Source organism: Pseudoalteromonas sp. RWi3, assembly GCF_054960735.1.
This window is the reverse complement of record NZ_JBHNYL010000002.1, coordinates 418847-431631: the sequence shown is the minus strand read 5'-3', so window position 1 is coordinate 431631 and position 12785 is coordinate 418847. Positions and strand designations below refer to the sequence as shown.

The window sequence follows — 12785 nt, the reverse complement described above, 5'->3', positions numbered from 1 at the left end:
GGAATGACAGGGCTTTGCTGGGGGTTTGCTTAAATATTTAAAAACAGCTCATTTATTAATTTCTTATCTTGCTCTGAAACCTGCTGTTTCAGTGCCCGAATAAAGTCCATAGCAGTTGCGGGGCTATTAGGATAAGCATGATTTTCCCATACGGAGTTAAGTGCCTTAATTATTGCTTCATCGCCTATTTCTTTCCTTAATTTTGCAAATGCGATAGTGGCTTTTGAGTATTGATCATAGTTTTTTGTTGAATCAATTAACGCCATTTTGGCGGTAATGTCCATACGTGATGCTTGCTCGTATCGCTGTGTTTCATAATCGACTAAAGCGTTCATAGCCGCTTTGCCGTAGTGTTTTTCTATGACCACCAACTCGATATATTTTGCCATCGATTCAATTAAAAAGGCACTGTCAGCAGGCACACTATTGCCAATATCGTGGCCAAACCATTGATGCGCGGTTTCATGGATTGCACGGCGATAACGCTGATCAAAACCGGCATCATCGCTTGGCCTAGCCCTAAAACCAACGGTATCTTCAATTAATATTATTTGGGGTAAGGCATACCCTGTGCCCCCAAAAGGTGGGGCCGCAATTAAGCTCAATTGCTTTGGTTTGTAAGCAACAATATTATTTTTAAACCAATCAAGTGTGTCTATCATCGCTTGAAAATTAACGGCAATTGCATCTGAACGCTCAATCAGCTCTTGTTTTTTTGCAAATACGTGTAAAGTAACACCGTCATGCTTTTTAGATTCAGTAGTAAAAGGCACAGACAGCCAAGCTGGTAAATTATTAATTGCAGTCAATGTCTTAAACTCAAATATCTCACGGCCCTGTTCATGTTGATGTGCAATTTGCTTGCCCTGTGTCACAACTTGATACCCCGCTGCCGTTGATATTGTGCTCGACATCGTTATGCGCTCGTAGTGTTCAGACAGTTTTTGCTGCTCATTAAATAACACAGAAGCTAAAGGCCGTCCCTTTTGTTGCAAACCATATTGAGCGCGCAAATGTGTGTCGGTTAGCTCATAGTTGACTTGATATCCAATGGTTGGCAACGCAGGAACCGCGCGAATATAACTAAATTCAGGCGTAATTATTTGATGCCCACCAGCAGGCCACAGTGTTGCTTGATGAATCTCAAACTCTGTGGTTAATTGTCGAGTTTCATGCGGTTTTAATGCTATATCAAACTCATAAACGGCTTGATTTAAGTCAGGGTAAAACGCAATTTGGGTCGCACCGTCAATCTTCACATTCGCCCATTTATAAAACCCTGCTCTGCCCACTAAAATTTGCTTAATAGCTGTTGGGTGAAGATTTTTTAAGGTGTAAGTCAGATCAAACTTAGCAAACTGCTGATGCGGGTAAAAACCAATTTTTGCATCAATATGGCTAACTTGAGGCTGCAACTTATGCTGCCAATCAGTAAAGCTCTTTTCATAATTGGCTTTAAAGGCTTCACGTTTATGTGAATTGGTGAGGGGCTTTTCATTAACTAAACGTAGGTGTAATTGCACAAATAAGCCAACGCAGAGCAATACTGGCATTATTAGCCAGGCATCTTTTCGCACAACTGCGCGCCTATCAAGCCCCGTACCGCGGTGACTAAATACACACGTTAGCAATATAAAACTTATACAGGCCAATAACCACACCTGCATATAAGGCCAATAACTGCTAATACTCGCCCGATAGCCCCAAAATTCACTCGGCGGCTGTAATGGCGTCCAAGCTAGGCTCCAAAATGTGTGGGTGAGGCCTAAATAAGTCATAACGGGTGTAAATTTTAGCAACAGCATCACAAAAATGATTGCTCCAGCTACCAGTGTTGAACGACAAATATTAAATACACACACCGTTACCCAGCCAATTAGCATTAAGGGCAGTGCCATTAAACACAAAATATATACATGGTCGTACGCGTTATATTGACTATCGATAAACCACTGCGCTAAGGAAGCGCCCACAAAGCTCATCGTTGAAAAAATAATAACTAGAGTAGTCAATGCGAGTAATTGGCTATATAAGATAGTGACCGTTTTGATAGGCGTTGCAGCAATTAGCTCAGCCATATTAAAGCGCTTTGCATAACAAGTTATTTGCCAGCTCCAAAGCACCGTCAGTAAACACCCAAACAATATTTGCATATCAAATGCATAGTGGCTAATAGCATCAATGCTGGTTGAATTTATTACACTCAATGGCTCAGCATAAGCAGCAGAAGAGGCTACATTATTAAACACCATGGCCGGCCAAGCTAATAAAATTATTAATGTTATTGGATGCTTTAATACATTGAAAAACGCTACTTTATAGAACGTGATAAATATCGCTAGTCCATGATTTTTTGCAGCCACAGGTCGGTACGAGTCATTTGCTACTGTAACGGATTGTAGCTTGCTCACTTTACTTTTTGCTGGCTTACTAAACGAGTTAGACCCATTACTTGCTACAGCACTAAAACAAATAAGACTTGTGAGTAATAAGATCAGCACCCGATTAACAGCGACAATCCAGCCTTGAGGCTCAATAAAACTAGCTATAATTGCAGTGTATGCGAAAGGGTCTAACCATATAAACAGTTGATAACTGGTTTCACTGATAATACTACTGCCCGCCAATATAGGATTACCAGTAACACTAGCAAGCAATAAATAGCCAATCCACAAAGCGGCAAATGCCACATAATTCACCAAAGCACTGTTGAACTTTTGACAAAACCAAAATGCAATTACACTGAGCAAACACGTATTTGGAAACAGCACAAAAAAGCTATTAACAACCAATAGATTTATAATTTGCCAGTCAAACCCTTTACTGAACAACTGTGTTACAACCATCACCAGCATACTAATAAACGCAATCACAAACACACACAGCACCAAAGCGCTTAAACGTAGCAGTGCGCGTTGTTTTAACGTAACAGGTGTCGCAGCCACAAGCTCGTGCATATCGTGTATTTGATCACGTAAAAAAAATGTCGGTGCAAGCGCACCTGTCAGTAAAGCAAGTTGCATCATTTGTAGTGCAACTAGGTGCAGCTTTAATTGGTTTATCGCATCACTCCCGTCAACAGCTAACCCTGCTGACAATGTATACGCAAATAAAGGCGCAGCTAAAAAGCACAGCCAAAGCAATGGCTGACGAATGATAAAGCGAAGCTCATTGATCAATAACATGCGTGACACCCTCGTGCTTTCAATTCATAAAAATAGCTATCTTGCAGTGTTGGTTCAGCGGGTACTGCACTTTCAGCGGGGGGCGCTTTTGCATAAACACGAAATAAAGGTTTGCCATATCGATAACTTTTGCTTAGTACCAAACTCTCTTTCGGTAGTTCACTTGGCAGGGTGTCTAGCAGCCATACACATCCATGCAATGGATTGATAAGAGCGGCCACTTCACCACTTTGAATTAACTGGCCTTGGTTAATCATTGCAACGAAGTGACATTGATTTTCTATGTCTTCTACAATGTGGGTCGATAACAGCACTAGGCGTTGTTTACTAATGGTCACCAATAAATTGTTAAGGCTTTCACGCTCAGCAGGGTCGAGCCCTGCGGTTGGTTCATCTAAGATAATCAGTTTAGGGGAGCCAAGCAACGCTTGTGCAATACCAAAGCGTTGTTTCATCCCACCCGAAAAGTGGCTCACGTTTTTGTTGGCAAACGAAGATAAATTTAACAGTGCCAGAAGCTCACTTATTTGCTGCTTTCGGTCTTTTTTATTGAGTCCTTTTAAAATTGCAATATGTTCCAGTAATGCAATACAACTCATATTTGGATAGACGCCAAATTGTTGCGGTAAATAGCCCAGCTGTTTACGCATCTGTTCGGGATGTTGCAACACATCTATACCGTCAAAACCTACATGACCATTATCAACGCTTTGCAAACACGCAAGGGTGCGCATTAAGCTTGACTTACCCGCCCCATTTGGACCAAGTAAACCAACCATGCCAGCAGGCAAGCGAATATTCACATCATTTAATGCGTGCGTACCATCTGCGTATTTTTTATTTATATTTGTAAGTGTCAGCATCTATTGCGCTCCTTAATTGACGAATAGCCACATTAAGCAACACCTAACAAAACAGCTAGCAAGTAATGATCAAAGCCAAAAAATAAGGGATAAGAGGAAAAATTGGCTACTCATCATTAAAAACCTTACTTTCATCATTATTTGAGGTTTTTTAGCTGTGTAAAGATGTGTTATTGATATTTAAAAGGTAAAGTGATGTGAAGTTAAAATTATAGTTAGGTGAAATGTGCAAGCGGTTATTTCCTTTTTATCACAACGAATTAAGGTAAAATATGTTATTGCATTACTGCCTCTATTGGCTGCAATTTTGCTTGAAGCCCATATTCGCTTTCTATCGTTAAGGCTCAGCTCAACGGCGCATTATTTACAAATAAATACGCAGCTTCTTTTAGTATGCCTGCCTTTTTTAATCGCCCACGTAATAGCATTTAAGCACTCTTTAAGGCTGGCCTTAATGAGCTGGCTGTTAGGTTTTATTGCTTACCCTATCTTGATATACGCGCTCAATGTGCTGTTTCCACAATTTGCCCATTGGCAACACCTTGGACTGCAAGGGTGGGTTTTATGCACTGGAGCAAGTAGCATTTGGCTGCTATCTCAGTGCACCACAGCAAACCACAAGTCATTCATCAGTAACTGGTATAGCTCATTAATATCGTTAGATAATGTAGTTTTAATACTCCTCTTTTGCTGGTCTTTCATCATGGCTGGGGTACTCAACACACATGAAAACCCTTTCCTAAATCAGCCATTCGAATTGATAATTGAGCCAAGTAAAATAATCTCCCAATTTAGCCAATTTATGACTTATTTTTGGCAACTTAGCGTGTATGTTGCAATACTTTATGGCTTATACTTATTGAACCGCTACCTGCTTATTCGTCACTTGCTTGCTACCCATGGTGTGTTTACCTTTGTTGCTGCATGTATCATTGTAATCGCGGTGCTGACTCCTTTATTGATTGCTGCTGTTCTTACATTACCTGTAAACAATTTACCTGCTCACATTCCAAACCTAACCCCAAGTGGCAACCAAGAGATTTTTAACAAATACAATTATCAGTTTATGCTGCTTTTTCTTGTTATAAGCACACCGATTATTTTAGCGTTTGAGCGTCAACAGCAACAAAGCAAGTTAAATGAGGTCGCTAAACAGCAAACTCAAACCGAATTAAAATTACTCCAACAACAAGTGAACCCTCATTTTTTATTTAATACATTAAATAACTTATATGCGCTTACGCTGACAAAATCAGAACAAGCTCCACAGTTGGTGCTACATTTAGCTGACCTACTACGCTACACAGTGTATGAAGGGCAAAAGTCATCCGTGCCTCTAGAAAAAGAGCTAGACTACCTTAAAAGCTTTATTGAATTACAAAATATAAGAAGCGCAAATAAATGTGAGTTTAACCTTGTTTGGCCACACAATTGTGACGACCTCAAAATCACACCGCTGCTATTGATTATTATTGTCGAAAACGCCATAAAACATGGGGTTGAACCCGCGAGCGACAAAACACATGTATCAATTGAAATAGCAATAAATAACAATACTTTAACGCTATATTGCGCCAACCCAATACCCGCTCGAGTAGCCAAAAAAGAACAAGGGATGGGGCTTGCTAATTTACAAAAACGACTGCAACTTTTATACCCTAATAAACATTCACTAATAACCCATAAGCAAGATGCAATATGGCAAACAACACTGACCTTGGAGCTGCAAAAATGATAAAAGCCATCATTGTTGATGACGAGCCATTGGCGCACCAAGTGCTGCTGCATCATTTAACAGAACACACTAATATAAATGTGGTAGGCCAATACTATAGCGCTCAAGATGCCTTATGTGTGCTTGCCAAACCAGGTATTGATTTAGTGTTTCTTGACATTAATATGCCAGAATTAACAGGGCTCGAACTATTAAAGGCGCTCGCTAATCCGCCGCAAGTAATTATCAATAGTGCCTATCAAGAATATGCCCTAGCTGGCTTTGATTTAAATGTTACAGACTACTTGCTCAAACCCGTTTCAGCGCAAAGACTAAAGCAAGCCCTCAGCAAAGTGTGTCAACGCACTGCCAAGCCTTTAGACCAAAAGCCCAAAGATATAACGCTTAAAGTCGACCGAGAAAAACGCAAGTTCGCGTTAGACACAATTGAGTATTTTGAAGCCTACGGTAATTATGTAAAGTTACACCAAGCTGACTCTTTTACCCTTGTCACAGCGACACTTAAGCAATTGAGTGAACAGCTAGCAGATACATTTATACAAATTCATAAATCGTATTTAATTAATAAAAACAAAGTGACTGCTGTTAATCATGAATATGTTGAACTAACAACAGGGGCTAAAATTAAAATTGGCAAATCATATAAAGAGCTTTCGCGTACACTGCTTTAAAATAAGGGTAGTAGCTGCTTTGCAAGCCGTTTGTGTTCTTCATAAGGCCAATGTACCCCCTCACTTTCACAAGCATCAATAAGTGTAAAGCCATCGATAAACACACATTCTTGGCGATCAGCGATGGCTTTGAATTCAATAGATAATTGTTCAGCTTTTTTACTTGCACCTGCGTAAATGCTTTTATAACTACCAACCTCATGAACCCTAGGCGGACTTACAATGATTATCTTTGGTAATGTTTTACATTGATAAAAGGCTTTAATGGCTAAAACTAACTCCTCAAGCGCTTTGCCAATCTCGATAGCTGACAGCTCAAAACGTGCTTTTAAATCATTGGTACCGAGTTGAATGATAATGACATCCAGTGGCTGTGCCTCAAGGTAAGGTTTTAAATATTTTACGCCTGATTTATTGCCGCTAAATGGCGGATTATTCACTAAGGTGCGATTAGGCAGCCCCGCTTCAATAACGTCAAAGTCTATGCTCAACTGCTGCTTTAATAAAGTAGGCCAACGCTCACTTTCAGAAAAACGTTTACCATCAACCGGTGAAATACCAAAGGTATTAGAGTCACCAAAACATAGGATATTCATTAAAACGGATTCAACGTATAGCCTTGTTGCTGTAACTGGGCGTGAGCGGTCATCGCTGAAAGCGCCATTTTCACTCCAGGAATGAGTTGTTCAGATGAAACTTTCATATGCATTGCCGACTGCCCGCACACATACACCTGGGTATTATTAGCAAGCAGTTGTTTGATCAAAGATTGGGTTTTGTTATCTTTTTCAAACCGGGCTTTATAAAAACTGTTATCAATCACATCAACACTTGCGCTACCATGCACCACTAACGCGAGTTGAATGTTTTCAGGCTTAACGCCATGAGCAACATGCATATTAATGAATCGAGCAAGTGAGTTGATATGATTATTTTGCGCGCCTTTTTTAGCGCCATCACCTACATCAAAGGCAATTTTAAACTGCGCTTGGCTTAAATCAGATTTATGCTCAGGTACATTATAGAAATAACCATAGTCTTTAATAACAGGCGCAGGCTCTGCCGCCAAACTACTAAAGCTAGTTAAAAGAAGGCTAAAGCCTAGAAGTGATGTTTTCATAAGTTACCCTTTTATTTTGGTTTAGCCTACCCTAACGTTATTTAAAGTAATTAACTAGCCTGAACATGGGAATGCGCCTTAAACGTCATCCCTAAATAATTAAATGTATGTTTAAACATATCCAAAAATGCATCAGGAGCAGAAAGTGATGCCGCATTAGAGAGGAGTGAAAACTGTTTTTGTCGTAATGATCTCAGTTTGGGTTTTAACGTTTCGTCGTCCATGTAATCAGTAATTCTATCCATAAACGCTTTCATTTGCGGCGTAGTGTTATACCAATAAATAGGTGACGCTATGACCCAATGATCAAAGGTAAGTAGCTGCTCAAATAACCTATAAAAATCATCTTCTGGGTAGTTTTTGTCATAGCGATAAGGCGAAATAACAAAGTCATCAAGGCAAAAACCTTGGCCACCATGCTTGGCTACGTAATTGTTAACTTGCATGCTGGTATTGCCCACTTTACGTGCGCTTGAATAAATAATTACTGTATTGTGGTTTGATTTTTCTTGCATTGGGTTCACTCCTTTTTTTATGATGGAGCAAAGCTTAAAACCTCAAGTTAACTTAAGGTCAATAAGCACTTATAAATTTTTTAACCGAAGAAAACAATGACTGCTTTACAAAAAAAATTAATTGAAGCCAATTTAACCGTGGGCTATGTTGCCAAACGCAGTGGTGTCAAAGTATCAACCCTCCACTTTTACGAAACTAAAGGGCTCATTCGCAGCTGGCGTAACAACGGTAATCAACGGCGTTATAAACCTGATGTGCTTCGCCGTATTGCTGTTATTAAAGCCGCCCAAGCGATGGGAATAACGCTGGAGGAAGTCAAGCAAACGCTGTCCACATTACCCGACGAGCGCACTCCCACCAAAAAGGATTGGTCAGCACTGTCAAAACAATGGCAAACGCAACTCGATGAACGCATTGCGTTTATGCAGCGGTTACGCGAACGCGTTGATGGCTGTATCGGCTGTGGCTGTTTATCAATGGACAAATGCCCTATTTACAATAAAGACGATCACCTTGGCGAAAACCAAAGTGGCGCAGTGCTATTAGAAAAAGACACCTAAAGCATCATTCCCGCATGGCAACGTTATATTATATAAAAGCACTTATCTGCGCTAAGCAACTGAGTGCAGTTGCGTTTAAATAAAATTAAAGGGTATTAAACGCCATAGGCTGTTGTTAATTTATACAAATTAACGTAGTCTACCGCGCTCAAAAAGGACGCTATAATAAGGACATTTATGGAACACATTGATGAGGCGGAAAATAAGCCCAAATTGGCGCATGCTTTAAAAACAGTTGATAACAAAGAACTTAAAAGCACAGGCTTTTGGTTGAACCAACTGTTTTTAGTACTTTCTACAATTTTTGGTGTCTATCTTGCTGCGCAAAGTGGGCTAGAACAAGCTCTCAAATTTGACACCTTTAGTAAGATGGAAGACAACTTTTATCTACGCAGTTCGTTGTATGATGAAGTTAATGATAACGCCATCAATGTGGCCGCGTATGCGCAGCGCTTATCTAAAAGCCCGCCACTGTCTGAAATGCAATATCACACCCCTTCCCTAGAAAAATACATATGGCAAACAATGCAATATTCGCCTACAACATTAGAAACACCCAGTGTTTTTTTAACTCAAATCCGCCGTTTTTACAGCCGCGCTGAATTTATTATTAATGCCGCCTTAAAACACCAAATGTCAGCCCGCCAAGCCGCTATTGAACTAAATAAGCTAACCGACATAATCCAACAACAGACGTTACCTCAACTAAAGATGAGCGCTGCAGCGCTTCAGCAAGAACTAAAACAAAATGACATTATAATAGGATCATTAAGGGAGACAAATCATGGCCACTAAAATTTGTCCTCATTGCAAAAATGTCGCTCTTGAGGTAACACATTATCAAGGGGAAGAAATTGATATTTGTCGAAAATGCGGTGGGCTTTGGTTTGAAAAGAACGAAGTGAATCGTATGATTGCAGAAGTCAGTGACACACCCACCAGCGAAAAATACGAAGCGCATTTTGGAAAATCTCTAGGCATATCAAAATTAGATTGCCCTGATTGCAATAAAAACCTAGAGCGCTTTCATTTACTCGAAGACTTTCATACCGAGATTGACGTTTGCCGTCATTGCGATGGCAGTTGGATAGAAAAAACACAACTAGACAGCGTTAAAAACAGCCCTGAACTTAAAGCAAACCTCGATCTGCTGAATAAAAAAATTAGTTGGAAAACATACCTATTCCAATTTTTAACTCAAATGCCCGTTGAATATAACGTAAAACCCAAACATGTACCTTGGGTCACTCGGGGGCTCGTCGCACTCAATATTATTATTTTTGCATTATATTTCTTTAATACTGACACGTTGATTACCGCCATCAACGCCTTTGCGATGAAGCCAAGTGAAGTTGGGCAAGGCAACCAGATATGGACGTTGTTCACCTGCGTGTTTTTACACGGTTCAATTTTGCACCTACTCGGTAATATGTATTTTTTATATATCGTTGGCGATAATCTTGAAGACGTATTAGGCCATAAACGGTTCTTAATGTGGTATTTAGTATGTGGATTAGGCGCATCATTTACCAGTTTTATTGTTAATTCAGGTTCAGCGACGCCAAGCGTCGGAGCGAGTGGTGCGATTGCAGGGTTATTTGGTATGTACTTAATGTGGTTTAGGCACGCAAGCTTAACGTTTATGATCATTATTTATCAAAAAAAGCTCTCTGCAATGTGGTTCTTCGTGATTTGGTTAGGTATCAACCTATTTGGCATATTATCAGCACCGGACGGGATTGATTATGGTGCTCACCTGGGTGGTTTTATTATTGGCTTAATCATCGGTTATTTACTTAAAGCGAAAATCTATCAGTGCAACCCAATCATTGTGCTGTTAAACCAACCACACGCCCAGCTAAAACGCTAACCGTTACAGCCTTCTTAGAAGAAGGCTGTTTTTTCATCCAGTGAGTTGTTCAATAATTGCCTCACATTGCGCATGATTCATAAAGGCCGGTACGGGGTAGTCTGGATGCGCTTCTTTCATCGCGACGGCGGCAATTTCAGCAATATCCGTGGTGCGTATTTCTGCAAGCGTGTTGGGAATATTTAGCGCTAACAACAACTGCTCTATTGCATCGAGTAATATTGTAGCCTTAGTTTGCGTACTTTGCCCTGCTTGCGTTAACTGACAATAGTCGGCGATGTCTGCAAGTTGAGGAAAAATTTTCTCACCATAAAACCTAAGTACAGGCATAAGCAATACACTATTGGCTAAGCCATGTGCCGTGCCATAACGCGCACCAAACTGATGGGCAATTGCATGAACATAACCCACCGACGCGCGAGTAAATGCTTGGCCTGCATAAAAAGAAGCCAGTAACATATTTTCTCGCGCCGCTAAATTATCACCCTGATTATAGGCTGTAGAGAGGTTGTTTAAGATCAGCTTAATCGCGGCCAATGCCTGTTGATTACTAAAGTCTGTGCCAATCTTACCGATATAGGATTCAATGGCATGCGTCAACGCATCTACCCCTGTAGCGGCAGTAATAAAATTAGGCACACTTTGAGTCAAAGGGGCAATTAAAATTGCATCGCTGGGAACTAAACAAAAATCGGTTATTGCATATTTTGTTTGCGCCTTAGGATCATTTATAACCGCCGCCACCGTAGTTTCAGAGCCTGTGCCTGCTGTTGTAGGAATCGCACAAAGCGGGGGCAGTTTTTTCAAGACTTTAAACAAGCCTTTTAGTTGCTTGATTGACTTTTTAGGCTTAACGGAGCGCACCGCAATCATTTTGGCGCAATCCAATACAGATCCACCACCTATTGCAACAAGGCCAGCACACTGTTTTGCATGATACAAAGATAACCCATTTTCAACATTATCAATGGTTGGGTTTGGCGAAACATCAATGTATAAATGCCATGGTATTTTATGCTTATCAATCAATGCTAACGTATGCTCAAGCACCCCTAAATTGAATAATGTCTCATCACTGACAACCAGTAATGGCGCGTTTTGATCCCATGTTTTTAACCATTGCTCAAAACCACTGTAGCCTGTGTACAAACGCGGGTTGGGTATACCAATCAAAGTAATAATACATTGTAAAATAAAATGATAGCAGCGGTAAAAAAATGTCATATCAATAACTTATCATGTTAGTTGTAGGCTTAATATTGCATCAATTTAACGATATTGCCAGTGATATACTCAAGCCACCTCAAGATGCCGAATTCAGCTGATTTGGGTATAAAGGTAACCAAGTAGGCCACTATTTATAAAAATAGTGGCCCATAAAACAAATATAAACGATCGTTTTTTTGATTTGTGCCTAAACCACTGTTGCGCAATGAGTGCGCCAGGCCAGCCACACAGTATGGCTAAAATGTGTAAGCTTCGCTCTGGAACACGCATTGTTTGCGTTGACGGGTTAGTAGCTAAACGCTTATCCCATTTATAAACTAATAACGTAATCATGCTCATAAACGCATAACTACCTATAATAAAATGGGGCCAGTAACCAAGTAAGCTGCCAACTAATAGCGTAGCTAAAAAAACCATCGAGAGAGAAATTAATAATTTTTTAATTAACACACAGTGACCTATACTAGAATAATTAATAATAACTAGCGTTAATTATGTCATATTTAAAAACAATTTTGCTCTCCCTAATACTTTTTATAGCGCCTGCTGTAAGTGCAAATGAATATCAAAACTTAGCTAAAGAACTGCAAGTTTTTGCGCCCTACCTAGGTACATGGCAAGCTGACTTTGAAGTAGAAAAAGGTAAGCCCCCCATTCAAGATGTAAGTAAGTGGGAGCGAGCCTTAAACGGCATGGCAATTCGTACGTCGCATTCAATTAATGAAGGCATGTATGGCGGCGAGTCAATGATCTTTTGGGACAGTAAAGAGCAGTCTTTAGTATTTTACTATTTCACTACCGCAGGATTTTACACTAAAGGCACAATGAATGTGCTCTCTGACACCAAGTTTGTTGCGTATGAAACAGTCACGGGTTCAAAAGAGGGCATCACCAAAGTTAAATCTACCAGCGAATACAAAGACGACAAGTTCACAGTGCTCACCTCATACTTAAAAAAAGGCGAGTGGACTAAACCTGATCAACGGGTTTATGGTCGCAGTAATAAAAAAGTGCAGTTTAAGTAAACGATTGCAGCGT

General features: G+C 40.1%; 13 protein-coding genes. 6 read left to right on the top strand and 7 right to left on the bottom strand.

Annotated elements, in window-relative coordinates; all coding sequences use genetic code 11:
* Window positions 1–29: 29 nt before the first annotated feature.
* Window positions 30–3185, bottom strand: a complete 3156-nt coding sequence (locus ACFI4Z_RS05470; protein ID WP_462669687.1) for a M1 family aminopeptidase — start codon at window positions 3183–3185, stop codon at window positions 30–32.
* A complete protein-coding gene (locus tag ACFI4Z_RS05465; RefSeq protein WP_462669686.1) occupies window positions 3176–4048 on the bottom strand; it encodes an ABC transporter ATP-binding protein in 873 nt (290 codons plus the stop codon). The genes ACFI4Z_RS05470 and ACFI4Z_RS05465 overlap by 10 nt, the downstream gene beginning before the upstream one ends.
* Before the next feature lie 226 nt (window positions 4049–4274).
* Here ACFI4Z_RS05465 and ACFI4Z_RS05460 point away from each other — a divergent pair, with 226 nt between their 5' ends.
* Window positions 4275–5783, top strand: a complete 1509-nt coding sequence (locus ACFI4Z_RS05460) for a sensor histidine kinase (protein ID WP_462669685.1) — start codon at window positions 4275–4277, stop codon at window positions 5781–5783.
* Entirely contained in the window at window positions 5747–6454 is a 708-nt protein-coding gene (locus tag ACFI4Z_RS05455) for a LytR/AlgR family response regulator transcription factor (RefSeq protein ID WP_462669684.1), read from the top strand. The genes ACFI4Z_RS05460 and ACFI4Z_RS05455 overlap by 37 nt, the downstream gene beginning before the upstream one ends.
* On the opposite strand, the gene ACFI4Z_RS05450 is transcribed toward ACFI4Z_RS05455, so the two are convergent.
* The 3 genes from ACFI4Z_RS05450 to ACFI4Z_RS05440 are packed head-to-tail and all read right to left on the bottom strand — an operon-like array spanning window position 6451 to window position 8089.
* On the bottom strand, window positions 6451–7050 hold the full coding sequence (locus ACFI4Z_RS05450) for an SGNH/GDSL hydrolase family protein (RefSeq protein ID WP_462669683.1): 600 nt from the start codon (window positions 7048–7050) through the stop codon (window positions 6451–6453). The genes ACFI4Z_RS05455 and ACFI4Z_RS05450 overlap by 4 nt on opposite strands.
* Window positions 7050–7574: a DsrE family protein gene (locus tag ACFI4Z_RS05445; protein ID WP_462669682.1), complete on the bottom strand. Its 525-nt coding sequence runs from the start codon at window positions 7572–7574 to the stop codon at window positions 7050–7052. The genes ACFI4Z_RS05450 and ACFI4Z_RS05445 overlap by 1 nt, the downstream gene beginning before the upstream one ends.
* Before the next feature lie 50 nt (window positions 7575–7624).
* Entirely contained in the window at window positions 7625–8089 is a 465-nt protein-coding gene (locus tag ACFI4Z_RS05440) for a flavodoxin family protein (RefSeq protein WP_462669681.1), read from the bottom strand.
* Between the two features lie 96 nt (window positions 8090–8185).
* On the opposite strand from ACFI4Z_RS05440, the gene soxR reads away from it, so the two are divergent.
* The 3 genes from soxR to ACFI4Z_RS05425 all read left to right on the top strand — a co-directional run bounded on the left by soxR (window position 8186) and on the right by ACFI4Z_RS05425 (window position 10520).
* The gene (soxR, locus tag ACFI4Z_RS05435) at window positions 8186–8650 is read left to right on the top strand and encodes a redox-sensitive transcriptional activator SoxR (protein WP_058561550.1); all 465 of its coding nucleotides are present in this window, start codon (window positions 8186–8188) and stop codon (window positions 8648–8650) included.
* Between the two features lie 177 nt (window positions 8651–8827).
* On the top strand, window positions 8828–9445 hold the full coding sequence (locus ACFI4Z_RS05430) for a hypothetical protein (protein WP_462669680.1): 618 nt from the start codon (window positions 8828–8830) through the stop codon (window positions 9443–9445).
* On the top strand, window positions 9435–10520 hold the full coding sequence (locus ACFI4Z_RS05425) for a rhomboid family intramembrane serine protease (RefSeq protein ID WP_462669679.1): 1086 nt from the start codon (window positions 9435–9437) through the stop codon (window positions 10518–10520). Before ACFI4Z_RS05430 ends, ACFI4Z_RS05425 begins: the two co-directional genes overlap by 11 nt.
* A 33-nt stretch (window positions 10521–10553) precedes the next feature.
* Here ACFI4Z_RS05425 and ACFI4Z_RS05420 read toward each other — a convergent pair whose 3' ends face one another.
* Together ACFI4Z_RS05420 and ACFI4Z_RS05415 are read right to left on the bottom strand one after the other, a co-directional pair.
* A complete protein-coding gene (locus ACFI4Z_RS05420; protein ID WP_462669678.1) occupies window positions 10554–11744 on the bottom strand; it encodes an iron-containing alcohol dehydrogenase in 1191 nt (396 codons plus the stop codon).
* A gap of 93 nt (window positions 11745–11837) precedes the next feature.
* Window positions 11838–12197: a DUF1294 domain-containing protein gene (locus ACFI4Z_RS05415; protein ID WP_462669677.1), complete on the bottom strand. Its 360-nt coding sequence runs from the start codon at window positions 12195–12197 to the stop codon at window positions 11838–11840.
* 44 nt (window positions 12198–12241) lie between these two features.
* Here ACFI4Z_RS05415 and ACFI4Z_RS05410 point away from each other — a divergent pair, with 44 nt between their 5' ends.
* A complete protein-coding gene (locus ACFI4Z_RS05410; RefSeq protein WP_462669676.1) occupies window positions 12242–12772 on the top strand; it encodes a hypothetical protein in 531 nt (176 codons plus the stop codon).
* Window positions 12773–12785: the final 13 nt, after the last annotated feature.

Bases quoted from the DNA above. Each gene is read 5' to 3' on its own strand.
- ACFI4Z_RS05440 (WP_462669681.1), bottom strand. From the start codon at position 8,089: ATGCAAGAAAAATCAAACCACAATACAGTAATTATTTATTCAAGCGCA.
- ACFI4Z_RS05410 (WP_462669676.1), top strand. From the start codon at position 12,242: ATGTCATATTTAAAAACAATTTTGCTCTCCCTAATACTTTTTATAGCG.
- ACFI4Z_RS05470 (WP_462669687.1), bottom strand. From the start codon at position 3,185: ATGTTATTGATCAATGAGCTTCGCTTTATCATTCGTCAGCCATTGCTT.
- ACFI4Z_RS05445 (WP_462669682.1), bottom strand. From the start codon at position 7,574: ATGAAAACATCACTTCTAGGCTTTAGCCTTCTTTTAACTAGCTTTAGT.
- ACFI4Z_RS05420 (WP_462669678.1), bottom strand. From the start codon at position 11,744: ATGACATTTTTTTACCGCTGCTATCATTTTATTTTACAATGTATTATT.
- soxR (WP_058561550.1), top strand. From the start codon at position 8,186: ATGACTGCTTTACAAAAAAAATTAATTGAAGCCAATTTAACCGTGGGC.
- ACFI4Z_RS05455 (WP_462669684.1), top strand. From the start codon at position 5,747: ATGGCAAACAACACTGACCTTGGAGCTGCAAAAATGATAAAAGCCATC.
- ACFI4Z_RS05465 (WP_462669686.1), bottom strand. From the start codon at position 4,048: ATGCTGACACTTACAAATATAAATAAAAAATACGCAGATGGTACGCAC.
- ACFI4Z_RS05425 (WP_462669679.1), top strand. From the start codon at position 9,435: ATGGCCACTAAAATTTGTCCTCATTGCAAAAATGTCGCTCTTGAGGTA.
- ACFI4Z_RS05450 (WP_462669683.1), bottom strand. From the start codon at position 7,050: ATGAATATCCTATGTTTTGGTGACTCTAATACCTTTGGTATTTCACCG.
- ACFI4Z_RS05430 (WP_462669680.1), top strand. From the start codon at position 8,828: ATGGAACACATTGATGAGGCGGAAAATAAGCCCAAATTGGCGCATGCT.